Origin of the sequence: Streptomyces clavifer (assembly GCF_036345975.1) — a bacterium.
In the GTDB taxonomy this organism is placed as follows: domain Bacteria; phylum Actinomycetota; class Actinomycetes; order Streptomycetales; family Streptomycetaceae; genus Streptomyces; species Streptomyces clavifer.
In genome coordinates this window covers 2,500,832-2,516,964 of sequence record NZ_CP107793.1, presented here as the reverse complement: position 1 = coordinate 2,516,964, position 16,133 = coordinate 2,500,832, and the positions used below count along the sequence as shown (strand labels likewise).

Here is a 16,133-nt window from a genome sequence, read left to right as displayed (position 1 = left end):
CCCATCGCGGATAGATTCGTCATATGGCGGACTCGAAGCGTGAGATCGAGCGCAAGTACGAAGCGACTCCCGAAACCCGGCTGCCCGACCTGACCCGCGCAGCCGGGGTCTCGGCGGTCGAGCACCGCGGCCTCACCGAGCTGGACGCGGTCTACTACGACACCGCGGACCTCCGGCTGGCCGCCGGATCCCTCACGCTCCGGCGCAGAACCGGCGGCGACGACGCCGGATGGCACCTCAAGTTCCCCGTCTCCACCGGCATCCGCGACGAGATCCGCGCCCCGCTCGCCGACACGCTGCCGGACGATCTGGCCGGGCTGATCCGCTCCCGGGTGCGGGACGCGGAGGTGGCACCCGTGATGCGGCTGCGTTCCGCCCGGGACGTCTGTCACCTCCTCGACGGCAAGGGCGTCCTGCTCGCCGAGCTGAGCACCGACGAGGTCCACGCCGAACGGCTCACCGAGGACGGCCGCGGTTCCACCGCGGCCTGGACCGAGATCGAGGTCGAACTGGCCGACGACCGGGACCCCGCCGTGCTCGACGCCGTCGAACGCCGGCTGCGCAAGGCCGGCGTCCGGCCCGCGGCCTCGCCCTCCAAGCTGGCCAGAGCCCTGGCCGAGACCGCCCCGGAGAAGCCGCGGCGGACGAAGGAGCCGGCTTCCCCGCGCACCGCGGGCGACCACGTGCTCGCCTACGTCCGCCACCAGATCGCGACGGTCATCGACCTCGACCCCGCCGTGCGCCGCGGTCTGCCCGATTCCGTGCACCGCATGCGGGTCGCCACCCGCCGGCTGCGCAGTGCCTTCAAGACGTACCGCAAGGTCCTCGACCGCACCGTCACCGATCCGATCGGCGCCGAGCTGAAGTGGCTCGCCGCCGAGCTCGGAGTCGACCGTGACCAGGAGGTGCTGGACGAGAGGCTGCGCGCCCGGATCGACGCCCTGCCCGGCACGCTGGTCCTCGGCCCCGTGAGCGCACGGCTGACCGTCTCGTCCACCGTGCGGCGCGCCGGGTCGCGGCGCCGGGTCGTCTCCGTGCTCGACGGGAAGCGTTACCTGGACCTCCTGGAGTCCCTCAACGCACTCCTCGCCGACCCCCCTCTCCGGTCCCGCGCCGCCCGGAAGCCTGCCGAGGTCCTGCCCCGTGCCGTGACCAGGGACTACGCACGCCTGGCCACCCGGGTCGCCCGCGCCCTGGAACAGCCCCCGGGCGAGGGCCGCGACCTCGCCCTGCACGAGGCCCGCAAGGCCGCCAAGCGGACGCGGTACGCGGCAGAGGCCGCCCGGCCCGCGCTGGGCAGGCCGGCCAGGACGTTCGCCAAGCGCGTCAAGGCCGTCCAGAAGATCCTCGGCGACCACCAGGACAGCGTCGTCGCCCGCGACGCGCTCCGCACCCTGGCCGCCCGGGCCCACGGGGCGGGGGAGTCCGCCTTCACCTGGGGTCTGCTCTACGGGCAGGAGGAAGCCGCGGCGGCCGACCGGGAGCGCGAGCTGCCCGGGATCTGGGCGCGGGCGTCGGAGCCGGGACTGCGCGCGGCACTGAAGGACTGAGCACCGGGGTACGCTGGATGGTCACCCCTGCCAGCTCAGATAGGTCCCCAGATGTCTGCCGAGTCGGTCTTCCCACAGCTCGAAGCTCTGCTCCCGCATGTGCAGAAGCCCATCCAGTACGTCGGCGGTGAGCTGAACTCCACCGTCAAGCCGTGGGACGAATGCGACGTCCGCTGGGCACTCATGTACCCGGACGCCTACGAGGTCGGACTCCCCAACCAGGGCGTCATGATCCTTTACGAGGTGCTCAACGAGCGCGAAGGCGTTCTCGCCGAGCGCACGTACAGCGTGTGGCCGGACCTCGAAGAGCTGATGCGCGAGCACGAGGTGCCCCAGTTCACCGTGGACAGCCACCGCCCCGTCGGCGCGTTCGACGTGTTCGGGCTGAGCTTCTCCACCGAGCTGGGCTACACCAACATGCTCACCGCCCTGGACCTCGCGGGGATCCCGCTCGAGTCCAAGGACCGCACCGTCGACCACCCGATCGTGCTCGCGGGCGGCCATGCCGCCTTCAACCCCGAGCCGATCGCGGACTTCATCGACTGTGCGGTCATCGGCGACGGTGAGCAGGCCGTCCTGGAGATCACCGAGATCGTCCGTGCCTGGAAGGCGGAGGGCCGGCCCGGTGGCCGCGAAGAGGTGCTCTTCCGGCTGGCGAAGACGGGCGGGGTCTACGTCCCGGGCTTCTACGACGTCGAGTACCTGCCGGACGGCCGCATCGGACGTGTCGTGCCGAAGAAGTCGGGCGTGCCGTGGCGGGTGTCCAAGCACACCGTCATGGACCTCGACGAATGGCCGTACCCGAAGCAGCCCCTCGTGCCCCTCGCCGAGACCGTCCACGAGCGGATGTCCGTCGAGATCTTCCGCGGCTGCACCCGCGGCTGCCGTTTCTGCCAGGCCGGCATGATCACGCGTCCCGTGCGGGAGCGAAGCATCACCGGCATCGGCGAGATGGTGGAGAAGGGCCTCAAGGCCACCGGTTTCGAGGAGGTCGGTCTCCTCTCGCTCTCCTCCGCGGACCACTCCGAGATCGGCGACATCGCCAAGGGCCTCGCGGACCGGTACACCGAGGACAAGATCGGCCTCTCGCTGCCCTCCACCCGTGTCGACGCGTTCAACGTCGACCTGGCCAACGAGCTGACCCGCAACGGCCGCAGGTCCGGTCTCACCTTCGCCCCCGAGGGCGGCTCCGAGCGCATGCGCAAGGTCATCAACAAGATGGTCTCGGAGGAGGACCTGATCCGCACGGTCTCCACCGCGTACGGCAACGGCTGGCGCCAGGTGAAGCTGTACTTCATGTGCGGCCTGCCCACCGAGACCGACGAGGACGTCCTCCAGATCGGCGACATGGCGGTCAACGTGATCGCCAAGGGCCGCGAGGTGTCCGGCCAGAACGACATCCGCTGCACCGTCTCCATCGGCGGCTTCGTGCCCAAGCCGCACACGCCGTTCCAGTGGGCCCCGCAGCTCGGCGTCGAGGAGACCGACGCCCGGCTCGCCAAGCTCCGCGACAAGATCCGCGGGGACAAGAAGTACGGCCGGTCCATCGGCTTCCGCTACCACGACGGCAAGCCCGGCATCGTCGAGGGCCTGCTCTCCCGCGGCGACCGCCGGGTCGGCTCCGTCATCCGCGCGGTGTACGAGGCCGGCGGCCGCTTCGACGGCTGGCGCGAGCACTTCAGCTACGACCTGTGGATGAAGAGCGCCGAGAAGACGCTGCCCGGGTTCGGCGTGGACGTCGACTGGTACACCACCCGGGAGCGGACGTACGAGGAGGTCCTGCCCTGGGACCACCTGGACTCCGGCCTCGACAAGGAGTGGCTCTGGGACGACTGGCAGGACTCGCTCGACGAGACCGAGGTCGAGGACTGCCGCTGGACCCCCTGCTTCGACTGCGGCGTGTGCCCGCAGCTCGACCTGGACATCCAGATCGGCCCGACCGGCAAGAAGCTCCTGCCGTTGACGGTCGTGAAGTAGGCCCCCGGGTGACAGCCCCGACACGAACGCCCGGCCCGTGGATCCACGGGCCGGGCGTTCGTGTCGGCCCGCGGCCCGCACGCGCCGTGCGCACGGCGCGCCGGAGCGCATGGAGTGCGCCGGGTGGGAACGCCGCAGGTCGCAGACGCGCGGGAACTCGGAGGGTCCGCTGCGCGTACCCTGGGTAGGACAACGACTGTCCCAGCGCGGCGCCCGCGCCCGAGATCTCCCCACTCGTCGGTAAACGCCGGGCGGGGGTGAACCGGAGCGGCACCCCGGGGCACCCTGTACTTCGTGGGCGGTACGCCACCGCGTCCGCCCCGCACCGAGGAGAAGAACCACTGGGCAAGCGACAGCCCGAAGGCCCGCCGCCCGCACCGGCGGTGCAGCGCATCCGACTGCGCTACACCAAGCGGGGCCGCCTCCGGTTCACCAGTCACAGAGACTTCCAGCGCGCCTTCGAACGGGCGCTGCGCCGCTCCGAAGTACCGATGGCCTACTCGGCCGGCTTCACCCCGCATCCGAAGGTGTCGTACGCCAACGCCGCCCCCACCGGCACGGGCAGTGAGGCCGAGTACCTGGAGATCGCCCTCAGCGAGGCGCGGGACCCGGGAACGCTGCGCGAACTGCTCGACGCCTCGATGCCGGACGGCCTCGACATCATCGACGCGGTGGAGGCCCGCACCTCGGGCCTCGCCGACCGGCTGACCGCCTCCGTATGGGAGATGCGGCTGGACGGAGTCGCCGTGGAGGAGGCCGAAAAGGCCGTAGCCGCCTTCCTGGCCGCCGAGACCGTCGAGGTCCAGCGCCGTGCGAAGAACGGGATGCGGAGCTTCGACTCCCGGGCGGCCGTCGTCGATCTTCAGGCCCTTGATCCACAGTCCGATAGGTCCGGGGACAGGCCCTGTGCGATACTGCGCCTGGTTGTTCGGCACGTGACACCTGCCGTGCGACCCGACGACGTCCTGTCCGGTCTCCGAGCTGTGGCCGACCTGGCGCCGCCGGTCCCCGCAGCGGTGACCAGGCTGGCGCAGGGGCTCTTCGACGAGGAGTCCGGCACGGTGACCGACCCGCTCGCGCCCGACCGCGACGCGGCCCCGGCCGTTCTTTCCACGGACGACCGGCCCGCCGTCGCGACGGCGCCGGAAGGTGCAGGCACCGCGTAAGGCGGTCGTCGTAGCGCAGCCCTCGGACTCGGGAGCCACCTGGGTCGGGCCGCGCACCGCCCCATAAGACTTTCGCCAGGCCGTGCGTAAGCGCGTACGGAACCGGCGAGCCAGACATCAGCTCCCGTGCGGCGCCCGCGCCCCGGACGGCGGTATCGCACACAGAGCGAACCGTGCCGGACCGGAATCAGGCGCGGCGCCCGGGAGCGTGACGGGAGAACCGCCCGCATGCTTGAGCCGATCGAATCCGGTACCGCCGGAAACACCGACGACAACACCCCTGGGGACAAGCTGCCGCCGCGCCGCAGGCGCCGCGCGGCTTCCCGCCCCGCCGGCCCGCCCGGCGAGGCCACCGCAGCAGAGACCGCGCAGTCCGTACCCGTCGAGAGCGCCGAGGCGCCCGCCGAGGCCGTCGAGGCGGCTCCGCCGGCCCGTGCGCGCCGTCGTGCCGTCCGTAAGGCGACGGCTCCGGCCGGTGCGCCGCAGGCCGCCGAGGCGGCGGCCGAACCGGTCGCCGAGCCCGTGGCCGAGAGCGCCGAGGCGCCCGCCGAGACCGTCGAGGCGGCTCCGCCGGCCCGTGCGCGCCGTCGTGCCGTCCGTAAGGCGACGGCTCCGGCCGGTGCACCGCAGGCCGCCGAGACCGAGGCCGAACCGGTCGCCGAGGTGCCGGACGAGACGGTGGAGGCCGCCGAGGCGCCCGCCGAGACCGTCGAGGCCGCTCCGCCGACCCGTGCGCGCCGTCGTGCCACCCGCAAGGCGACCGCCCCGGCGGGCGCCCCGCAGCCGGTGGTGGCCGCCGAGGCCGCCGAGCCCGTGGACGCACCCGTGACCGCGCAGGCCCCCGTCACCGCGGAAGCCGTCGAGCCCGCCGCCGCCCCGCGTGGCCGCGCACGCCGCCGTGCCTCGGCTCCGGCCGGTGCGCCGCAGGCCGAGCGGTCCGAGTCCGTGGCCGAGCCCACGACCGCACCCGAGCCCGCCGCACCGGCCGAAGAGGCGCCCGCGGCCGAGGTGCCTGCCGCCGAAGCGCCCCGCGGCCGTCGTCGTGCCACCCGCAAGGCGACCGCTCCGGCGGGCGCCCCGCAGCCCGTCGAGGAGATCGCCGAGCAGGAGGCCGCCGAGACCGGCGAGAACCTCCCCGCCGCCGTGGCCGAGGAACTGGCCGCCGAGACCGAAGAGGTCGAGGAGGCCGCGCCGCGCGGTCGCCAGCGCCGCCGTGCCACCGCCGCCGCAGGCAGGCCGGAGTTCACCGGCAAGGTCGAGGAGCCGGTCCGCAAGGGCCGCCGCGCGGCGCGTCCCGCCGTGGCCGTCTTCCAGGCGCCGGTCTTCGCCGAGCCGATGTTCCAGACCCCCGAGACCGCGGCGGCCGCCGCTGCCGCCGCGTCCGGTCCGCAGCACGAGGAGAACGACGAGTTCGAGGAGCCGAAGGCTCCCGAGCGGGCACCGCGCAGGGCCGTGCGCAAGCAGGCCGCCGAGCCCGAGCCCGAGCCCGAGACCGAGCCCGTCGCCGAAACCGAGGCACCCGCGGAGGCCGCAGAGGCACCGCAGGGCGGTTCGCGCCGTCGCCGTCGCCGCCGTGGCGAGGCAGTCGAGACCGAGCCGGCCGCGACGCCCGTCACGCTCCCCGTCGAGCAGCCCGTCGAGGACGAGCACGACGCGGAGGCGGAGACCGGGACGGACGCCGAGCACGAGGGCGACGACACCGACGAGTACGGGGACCGGCCCTCCCGCCGGCGCCGTCGCGGTGGCCGTCGCCGCCGTCGCGGTGAGACCAACGACGCGGACGACGTGGAGCAGCACGACGACGCCTCCGAGGACCACTCCGAGGGTGAGCAGGCCCAGGACGACGAGGACGAGGACGACCACGAGTCCGCCTCGGGTTCCAGCAGCAGCCGTCGCCGTCGCCGCCGTCGGCGTCGCAGCGGGGACGCCTCCGGCGAGGAAGCGGCCACCGGCACCGACGACCCGGAGCGTACGGTCGTCAAGGTGCGCGAGCCGCGGCGCAAGGAGGCCGAGCGCGAGCCCGGAACCGGCTTCGACGAGGTCCAGTCCATCAAGGGCTCGACCCGGATGGAGGCCAAGAAGCAGCGCCGCCGCGAAGGCCGCGAGCAGGGCCGCCGCCGCGTCCCGATCATCACCGAGGCCGAGTTCCTGGCGCGCCGCGAGGCCGTGGAGCGGGTCATGGTCGTCCGCCAGAGCGGCGAGCGCACCCAGATCGGCGTCCTCGAGGACAACGTGCTCGTCGAGCACTACGTCAACAAGGAGCAGGCCACCAGCTACGTCGGCAACGTCTACCTGGGCAAGGTGCAGAACGTACTGCCGTCCATGGAGGCCGCCTTCGTCGACATCGGCAAGGGCCGCAACGCCGTCCTGTACGCCGGTGAGGTGAACTTCGAGGCGCTCGGCATGGCCCACGGGCCGCGCCGCATCGAGACCGCGCTGAAGTCCGGTCAGTCGGTCCTCGTCCAGGTGACGAAGGACCCGATCGGCCACAAGGGTGCCCGCCTGACCAGCCAGGTCTCGCTGCCCGGCCGGTACCTGGTCTACGTGCCCGAGGGCTCGATGACCGGCATCAGCCGCAAGCTCCCGGACACCGAGCGCGCCCGGCTGAAGACCATCCTCAAGAAGATCGTTCCCGAGGACGCGGGCGTCATCGTGCGCACCGCGGCCGAGGGCGCGAGCGAGGACGAGCTGCGCCGTGACGTCGAGCGGCTGCAGCAGCAGTGGGAAGAGATCCAGAAGAAGTCCAGGAACAGCGGCAGTTCCAACGCGCCGACGCTGCTCTACGGCGAGCCGGACATGACCGTCCGGGTCGTCCGCGACATCTTCAACGAGGACTTCTCGAAGGTCATCGTCAGCGGTGACGACGCCTGGGAGACCATCTACGGCTATGTGTCGCACGTGGCACCGGACCTCACGGACCGTCTGTCGCGCTGGACCTCCGAGGTCGACGTCTTCGCGACGTACCGCATCGACGAGCAGCTGATGAAGGCGCTGGACCGGAAGGTCTACCTGCCCAGTGGCGGCTCGCTGGTGATCGACAAGACCGAGGCGATGGTCGTCGTCGACGTCAACACCGGCAAGTTCACCGGTCAGGGCGGCAACCTCGAGGAGACCGTCACCAAGAACAACCTGGAGGCGGCCGAGGAGATCGTGCGCCAGCTCCGGCTGCGCGACCTCGGCGGCATCGTCGTCGTCGACTTCATCGACATGGTGCTGGAGTCCAACCGGGATCTGGTGCTGCGGCGACTGCTGGAGTGCCTGGGCCGGGACCGTACGAAGCACCAGGTGGCCGAGGTCACCTCGCTGGGTCTGGTCCAGATGACCCGGAAGAGGGTGGGCCAGGGTCTGCTGGAGTCCTTCTCCGAGACCTGTGTCCACTGCAACGGGCGCGGCGTCATCGTGCACATGGAGCAGCCGACGACCACCGGTGGTGGCGGCGGCAAGCGTGCCAAGAAGCGCGGGCGCGGCGGCTCCGGCCAGGACCACGAGCACGAGCACGAGCAGCACGTCCAGGACCACGAGCACGCCGAGCACGTGGAGAGCGAGGCCGAGGTGGCTGCCGAGGCCGCCGCCCCGGTCGCGCTGCCCGAGCCGGAGTTCGCCGTGGACGAGGAGCTGTACAGCAGCGCTGCCGAGGCCGAGGCGGCCGCGACGCGCGGCCGTGGCCGTCGGCGCGCGACCCGCAAGGTGACGGCTCCGGCCGGCGCACCGCAGGCCGCCGCAGCTGCTACCGCACCCGCTCCGGCCGCCGAGTCCGCTCCGGTCGCCGAGGCGGAGCCGGTTGCCGAGCCCGCCCCGGTCGCCGAGGAGCCGCAGCCGGAGCCGGTCGTCGAGACCCCGGCCGCCACGCAGGCGCCCGAGGCCGAGGCCGCACCCCCGGCACGCACGCGCCGCAGGGCCACCCGTAAGGCGACCGCCCCGGCGGGCTCGCCCAAGGCTGCCGACGTGACACCGCCGGTCCGGCCGACCGAGCCCGCGGCGGAGCCCGTCGCGGTCGAGGACCCGGTCGTGGAGGCCCCCGCGGCCGAGGCTCCGGCCCCGGCGGCGGAGGAGCCGGCTCCGGCCGCACCGCCGCGGGCCCGGCGCCGCGCGACCCGCAAGGCCACCGCTCCGGCGGGTTCGCCGGCAGGCACGGACGAGACGGAGACCGTCGTGGTCACGGGCACCCCCGCGACCGAGTCGGCCCCCGCCTCCGACACGCCCGGCGCATCGGCGGACGCTCCGGCGGACGGCGAGGCCACGGCGGCGGACGCACCGGCCAAGAAGACGGCGGCCCGCAAGACCGCGAAGAAGGCCACGGCGAAGAAGGCGGCCACCAAGAAGACCGCCGCCAAGACGGTCGCCAAGAAGACCGCCGCGAAGAAGACGACCACGAAGAAGGCAGCGGCGAAGAAGACCGTCGCGGCTGAGCAGTCGTCGCCTTCCGTGACGGTTCCGGCTTCGGCCGACGCTTCGGAGCCGTCGACCGGCTGAGCCTTTCGTCACCGGTTGTTCATCGATTCGTGTCCCGCTCCGAAGCTGTCGGAGCGGGACACGTGCTTTGTTTCAGAACTGATGCACTTGTGGGTTAACAGGCCCGAAATCAGCTGAGAAATCCCTGATAATGTGACGGCGGTCGCTGGCTGTGAGGTTCCTGGGTGGGAACTACGGTTGGTGACCAACCCGGTTCAGGACAGACCGGGCCCAGTTTCCCCGGTAGGGCGTCGGCATTGTGCCGGTGGGGTTATGCGCGGCCTCGTGAGACGTCCCGCACCCCTGACCTCTGCCTGTTAAGAGCTCTTGCGGTGTTCAAGGAGGACGTCCATGACGAGCATCAACGAGCAGCCGATTCCTGCTGCCCGCCCGGTCATCGGTGAAGAGGAGATCGAGGCCGCGGTACGTGTGCTGCGCAGCGGTCGCGTGGTGCAGGGGCCGGAGGTCGCGGCCTTCGAGGAGGGCTTCTCGGACCTGGTCGACGGCCGCCACTGCGTCGCCGTCAACTCAGGTACCTCTGCGCTGCATCTGCTGCTCCTCGCCCTCGGTATCGGCCCGGGCGACGAGGTGATCGTCCCCTCGTTCTCCTTCGCGGCCTCCGCCAACGCGGTCCGCCTCGTCGGCGCCGACGTCGTGTTCGCCGACATCGAGCCCGGCAGCTACGGCCTGGACCCGGCCGCCGTGGAGGCGGCCGTCACGCCGCGCACCGCCGCGATCATGCCGGTGCACCTCTACGGTCACCCGGCGGCGATGGACAAGCTCATGCCCATCGCCGAGAAGCACAAGCTGGCCGTGGTCGAGGACGCCTGCCAGGCCCACGCGGCGGCCCTGAACGGCACCCCCGTCGGCGCGTTCGGCGCTGGAGGAACGTTCAGCTTCTACCCCACCAAGAACATGCACTCCCTCGAGGGCGGCATGGTCACCACGGCCGACGCCGAGCTCGCCCGCACCCTGCGCCTCCTGCGCAACCAGGGCATGGAGCAGCGGTACGCCAACGAGATCGTCGGCGCCAACATGCGCATGACGGACGTGGCCGCCGCCGTCGGCCGCGTACAGCTGACCAAGGTCGGTGGCTGGACCGAGCAGCGCCGCGCCAACGCCGCGTACCTCGACGCGCACATCACCGCGCCGAGCGTCACGACGCCGCCGGTCGCCGAGGGCGCCCGCCACGTCTACCACCAGTACACGATCCGGGTGCGGGGCGACCGCGACGCCGTGATGGCGAAGCTCACCGAGGCCGGCGTCGGCAACGCCGTCTACTACCCGACCCCGATCCACCGCCTCAAGCCGTACTGGGAGCCGGACCAGAAGGCCGGCCGCACCTGGGACCTGCCCGAGACCGAGCGTGCGGCCGCCGAGGTCGTCTCGCTCCCCGTCCACCCCTCGCTCAGCGAGGGCGAGCTGGCGCGCATCGCCGACGCCGTGAACGCACTGGGGGAGAACCTGTGACCGCCGCCGTACTGCGGGCCGGGCTCGTCGGCCTCGGTTCCATGGGGCGTCACCACGCCCGTGTGCTCGCCGGGCTCGACGGCGTGACGCTGGTCGGTGTCGTCGACCCGATGGGGGACAAGAACGGCTGGGCGCAGGGCGCCCCCGTCCTGTCGACCGTCGAGGAGCTCATCGCCCTCGGCGTCGACTACGCCGTCGTGGCGTGCCCGACCGCACTGCACGAGGAGGTCGGCCTGCAACTGGCCGACGCCGGTGTCTGCGCCCTGATCGAGAAGCCGCTGGCCGACACCGTCGAGGGCGCCCGCCGCCTCGTCGAAGCCTTCGAGTCACGTGACCTGGTGGCCGGTGTCGGCCACATCGAGCGCTGCAACCCGGCCCTGCGCTCGCTGCGCAGCCGCCTGGAGGCCGGCGAACTCGGCGACGTCTTCCAGGTCGTCACGCGCCGTCAGGGCCCGTTCCCGCACCGGATCGCGGACGTCGGCGTGGTCAAGGACCTCGCCACGCACGACATCGACCTGACGGGCTGGGTGACCGGCCAGACGTACACCTCGATCGCGGCCCACACCGTGTCGAAGTCCGGCCGCCCGCACGAGGACATGGTCTCCGCCGTGGGCCAGCTCTCCGACGGCACCATGGTCAACCACCTGGTCAACTGGCTGAGCCCGCTCAAGGAGCGCTTCACCTCGGTCACCGGCGAGCGCGGCTGCTACATCGCCGACACGCTGACCGCCGACCTCACGTTCCACTCGAACGCGGCGGTGACCACCGAATGGGAGGCGCTGCGCGCGTTCCGCGGTGTGTCCGAGGGCGACATGGTCCGCTACGCGATCCCGAAGCGCGAGCCGCTGCTCGTCGAGCACGAGCTCTTCCGGGACGCGGTGCGGGGCGAGGCGGCGGACATCTGCACATTGCGGCAGGGGCTGCGTACCGTGGAGGTGGCGGCTTCGGTTCTGGAATCGGCCCGGAGCGGCCGAACGATCGTTCTTGAGACAGGAGAGCCCGCTCATCATGGCGGTTGATAGTTCGGTGGCGGGAGCGCAGCGCAGCACCCGTGGCAAGATCGTCATGCTGGTCGACAACGGCGTGAACGGTGACTCGCGTGTACAGAAGGAGGCGCGTTCCGCGGCTGCGGCCGGCTGGGACGTGGTCCTGCTGGGCAAGTCTCCGACGAAGAGGGAGCAGTCCTGGCGGCTCGGTGACGCCGAGGTGCGACTGCTGCACGTCCCGACCCCGATGCACCGCAGGCGGCACGAGTATCGCCGTGCCGTGCTGAGGTCGCCGCTCGCCTACAAGCCCGGACCGCTGGCCGCGTACCGCAAGCAGCGGATGAAGGCGTGGCGGACCGAGCTGAACATCCGGCTCATCCAGGCCGGACGGCAGGGATCGGCCCTCGGCAAGCTCAAGCTGATGCCGCCGCGGTTCGTCTCGCGGGTCATGAGCAAGTGGGTCGGACTGCGCGTGAAGCAGACGACTGCCCTGGAGCAGCGCCGCAAGGACATGCAGTCCCCGCTGGACCGTTTCACCACGGCGTTCTGGCTGCGCACCATGGGTGACCGCGCCTGGCGCCGGCTCGACCCGGCGCTGTGGGACATGGAGCTCGCTTACGGCAAGGTCATCGACTCCCTCGAGCCCGACCTGATCCACGCCAATGACTTCCGCATGCTGGGTGTCGGCGCACGGGCCAAGCTGCGGGCCGAGGCCAGGGGCCGCTCCGTCAAGCTCGTCTGGGACGCCCACGAGTTCCTGCCGGGCATCAAGCCGTGGAACTCCCACCCGCGATGGCACGTTGCGCAGTGCGCCTACGAGCGTGAGTTCTCTCAGTACGCCGACGCCGTGACGACGGTATCCGAGACCCTCGCCGAGATGCTGGCCGAACGGCACGGCATCAAGACCAAGCCGGAAGTCGTGCTGAACGCGCCCGACGCGGAGATCTCCCCGGAGCAGGCAGCCGAACCCGTACCCGACCTGCGCGAGCTGTGCGGGATCGGGCCGGATGTGCCGCTCACCGTCTACAGCGGTGCTGCCGCCCCGCAGCGCGGGCTCGACATCATGGTCGAGTCGCTGCCGCAGCTGCCCGGGACGCACGTCGCGTTCGTCGTCCTGCGGCCCACGTCGGACTACATGAACCAGCTGACCGCTCGGGCCGTGGAGCTCGGTGTGTCGGACCGGCTGCACATCCTTCCGTACGTACCGCATTACCAGGTCGTCCCGTTCCTGGCCTCGGCGGACGTGGGTGTGATCCCGATCCACCACTGGCCGAACCACGAGATCGCCCTGATCACCAAGTTCTTCGAGTACTCGCACGCCCGCCTCCCCTTCGTCGTCAGCGACGTCAAGACGATGGGCGACATGGTCGCGCAGACCGGCCAGGGCGAGGTGTTCATGGCGGAGGACGTCGCGGACTACGTCCGAGCTGTCGAGGCCGTGCTCGCCGATCCCAAGAAGTACCGCGACGTCTACGACTCCCAGGGCCTGCTCGACGAGTGGACCTGGGAGGCACAGGCGGAGGTGCTCGACGCCGTCTACACCCGCGTGCTCGGTGGCGGCACCCGCAGCAAGGCCGCCGTGCCGGTTGCCCAGGTGGTGGCATGAGCGGAAGACCTGATGCCACCGTCGTCGTAGCCGTCTACAACACGATGCCTTACCTGACGGAGTGCCTGAACTCCCTCGTCGGCCAGAGCATCGGCCTCGACCACATGGAGATCGTGGCGGTCGACGACGGCTCGACGGACGGCAGCAGCGCCGAGCTCGACCGGTTCGCCGAGCGTTACCCCGGCACGGTCAAGGTCATCCACCAGGCCAACTCGGGCGGCCCCGCGGCGCCCAGCAACAGGGCCCTGGACGTGGCGACCGGCCGTTTCGTCTACTTCATCGGTTCCGACGACTACCTGGGCGAGGAAGCCCTGGAGCGGATGGTGGCCTACGCGGACGAGCACGGGTCCGACGTGGTCGTCGGCAAGATGGTCGGAACCAATGGCCGCTACGTGCACCAGAAGCTGTACAAGAAGAATGACCCGGACGTCAGCCTCTACCGTTCGAGCCTGCCGTTCACCCTGGCGAACACCAAGCTCTTTCGTCGCTCTCTGATCGAGGAGCACGGGCTGCGGTTCCCCGAGGACCTGCCGGTTGGAAGCGACCAGCCCTTCACCATCGAAGCGTGTGTCAGAGCCCGGAAGATCTCGGTGCTCTCCGACTACACCTTCTACTACGCGGTGAAGCGCGGCGACGCGAGCAACATCACCTACCGGGCCAACCATCTGGCCCGGCTGCGCTGCACGACCGCGATCATGAAGCACACCGCATCCCTCGTGGAAGCGGGCCCGGATCGGGACGCCCTGTTCAAGCGGCACTTCACCTGGGAGCTTGCGAAGCTCGTCCAGGACGACTTTCCCGCTCTCGACGCCGCCACTCGGCGTGAGGTGTGCGAAGGCATCGCCGCGCTCGCCGACGAGTACCTCACCGACGAGCTCCGGGACTCCCTGGACGTCAAGCGCCGGGTGAGGATCTGTCTCGCACAGACGGGTGCTGTGGACGAGCTGATCCGGGCAGTCACCGAGGAGGCGGAGCACGGAGCCCCGCCCTTCCACCTCGAGGACGGCCGTGCCTTCGCGCTGTACCCCGGCTTCCGTGACGAGGACCTCGGTCTTCCCGACAGCTGCTACGAGCTGGTCGGGGAGAGCGTGCCCGGACGCTTGGCACAGGGTACGGAGCTGCTGGCCGCGGAGTGGGACCAGACAGGCGAAGACCTGCACCTGGTTCTCACGGCACGGACCGGAGTCCTCGGGGACACCGGATCGCTTACCGCGCGCCTGGCCAAGGGCGCCATGCCCAAGAGCGCGGACAAGGCCGGCGCACGCCGGCTGTCCGCGGAGCAGGAACCGCCCGTCCTCGCGGGCGAATTCACCCGTACCGTGGCCGATGACGGCCGGGCGACGGTCGTGCGTGGCCGGATCCCGGTCCATGCAACGAAGTCGAAGCTCGGCGTCCGGTTGTACGTGGACGTGGCGGGATCGACGTACGAGATTCCTGTGACGACCGGTGGCAGGCCGCTGCCGCTGGCCCGCCGCTGGCGACAGGCAGTGCCGTACCGGGTGTCGGCGAACCGGAATCCCAAGGGGCGGCTCGTGATCACGACGGCCCCCTTGTGGGAGATCAAACCAGGTGCGGGCAAGCGGCTGCGCCACATGCTGTCCAGGCTGAAGAGGAAAGTATCCCGATGAACATCTGTGTAGTCGCGCTCGGCAAGATCGGCCTTCCGCTCGCCGTGCAGTTCGCAGCCAAGGGCCACAAGGTCATCGGTGCGGACGTCAACGAGAAGGTCGTCGAACTGGTCAACGCGGCCACCGAGCCGTTCCCCGGCGAGCACGACCTGGACGTCAAGCTCAAGGAGACCGTGGGCGCGGGCCTGCTCTCCGCGACGACGGACACGACGGCCGCGGTCGCCGCGTCCGACGCCGTCGTGGTCGTCGTACCGCTGTTCGTGGACGCCGAGGGCACCCCGGACTTCGGCTGGATGGACTCCGCGACGAAGGCGATCGCCGCCGGCCTCAAGCCGGGCACCCTCGTCAGCTACGAGACCACCCTGCCCGTCGGCACCACCCGTACCCGCTGGGCGCCCATGCTCGCCGAGGGCTCCGGCCTGACCCCGGGCGTGGACTTCCACCTCGTCTTCTCCCCCGAGCGGGTGCTGACCGGCCGCGTCTTCGCCGACCTGCGCCGCTACCCCAAGCTCGTGGGCGGCATCGACGAGGCCTCCTCCCAGCGCGGTGTGGAGTTCTACGAGGCCGTGCTCGACTTCGACGACCGCGAGGACCTGCCCCGCCCGAACGGTGTCTGGGACCTCGGCACGGCGGAGGCCTCCGAGCTCGCCAAGCTCGCCGAGACCACCTACCGCGACGTCAACATCGGTCTGGCCAACCAGTTCGCCCGGTTCGCCGACAAGAACGACATCGACGTCAAGAAGGTCATCGAGGCCTGCAACAGCCAGCCGTACAGCCACATCCACCAGCCCGGCATCGCCGTCGGCGGCCACTGCATCCCGATCTACCCGCGGATGTACCTGTGGAACGACCCGGAGGCCACCGTCGTGCGCTCGGCCCGTGAGGCCAACGCCGCGATGCCCGAGTACGCCGTCGACCTGCTGGCCGCCGCCTACGGCGACCTGGACGGCGTCGGTGTGCTGGTGCTGGGCGCCGCCTACCGCGGTGGCGTCAAGGAGACCGCCTTCTCCGGTGTCTTCGGAGTCGTGGAGGCGCTCAAGGCCCGCGGCGCCGTGGCGTTCGTGTCGGACCCGATGTACACGGCCGACGAGCTGACCGCGCACGGCCTCGTGCCGCACGAGGGCCAGACGGTCACCGCGGCGATCCTCCAGGCGGACCACGCCGAGTACCGCGAGCTCGCCGCCGCCGACCTGCCGGACGTCCGCGTCCTGGTCGACGGCCGGCGTACGACGGACCCGGCCAACTGGGCGGGTGTCCGCCGCGTCGTCATCGGCGGCTGACCACTGACAGAGGGAAGG

The 16,133-nt window shown here is 71.2% G+C and carries 9 protein-coding genes; all 9 read left to right on the top strand.

Going from position 1 to position 16,133, the window contains the following annotated elements; genetic code table 11:
* The first annotated feature begins 23 nt into the window (after positions 1-23).
* The gene (locus OG927_RS10860; protein ID WP_330320062.1) at positions 24-1,550 is read left to right on the top strand and encodes a CYTH and CHAD domain-containing protein; all 1,527 of its coding nucleotides are present in this window, start codon (positions 24-26) and stop codon (positions 1,548-1,550) included.
* 51 nt (positions 1,551-1,601) lie between these two features.
* Positions 1,602-3,527 (top strand): TIGR03960 family B12-binding radical SAM protein, encoded by a 1,926-nt coding sequence (locus tag OG927_RS10855; protein ID WP_056785528.1) that lies wholly within the window; start codon positions 1,602-1,604, stop codon positions 3,525-3,527.
* Positions 3,528-3,910: 383 nt separating this feature from the next.
* Positions 3,911-4,693, top strand: a complete 783-nt coding sequence (locus tag OG927_RS10850) for a TIGR03936 family radical SAM-associated protein (RefSeq protein WP_056785524.1) — start codon at positions 3,911-3,913, stop codon at positions 4,691-4,693.
* Between the two features lie 228 nt (positions 4,694-4,921).
* Positions 4,922-9,166 (top strand): Rne/Rng family ribonuclease, encoded by a 4,245-nt coding sequence (locus tag OG927_RS10845; protein ID WP_330320061.1) that lies wholly within the window; start codon positions 4,922-4,924, stop codon positions 9,164-9,166.
* A 330-nt stretch (positions 9,167-9,496) separates the two neighbouring features.
* Positions 9,497-10,615, top strand: coding sequence for a DegT/DnrJ/EryC1/StrS family aminotransferase (locus tag OG927_RS10840; protein WP_330320060.1), 1,119 nt, complete (start codon positions 9,497-9,499; stop codon positions 10,613-10,615).
* Positions 10,612-11,634, top strand: coding sequence for a Gfo/Idh/MocA family protein (locus OG927_RS10835; protein WP_056785511.1), 1,023 nt, complete (start codon positions 10,612-10,614; stop codon positions 11,632-11,634). The genes OG927_RS10840 and OG927_RS10835 overlap by 4 nt, the downstream gene beginning before the upstream one ends.
* Complete coding sequence (locus OG927_RS10830; RefSeq protein ID WP_056785507.1) at positions 11,624-13,207, top strand: glycosyltransferase family 4 protein; 1,584 nt, start codon at positions 11,624-11,626, stop codon at positions 13,205-13,207. The genes OG927_RS10835 and OG927_RS10830 overlap by 11 nt, the downstream gene beginning before the upstream one ends.
* On the top strand, positions 13,204-14,835 hold the full coding sequence (locus OG927_RS10825) for a glycosyltransferase family 2 protein (RefSeq protein ID WP_330320059.1): 1,632 nt from the start codon (positions 13,204-13,206) through the stop codon (positions 14,833-14,835). Before OG927_RS10830 ends, OG927_RS10825 begins: the two co-directional genes overlap by 4 nt.
* On the top strand, positions 14,832-16,115 hold the full coding sequence (locus tag OG927_RS10820; protein WP_056785501.1) for a nucleotide sugar dehydrogenase: 1,284 nt from the start codon (positions 14,832-14,834) through the stop codon (positions 16,113-16,115). The genes OG927_RS10825 and OG927_RS10820 overlap by 4 nt, the downstream gene beginning before the upstream one ends.
* Positions 16,116-16,133: the final 18 nt, after the last annotated feature.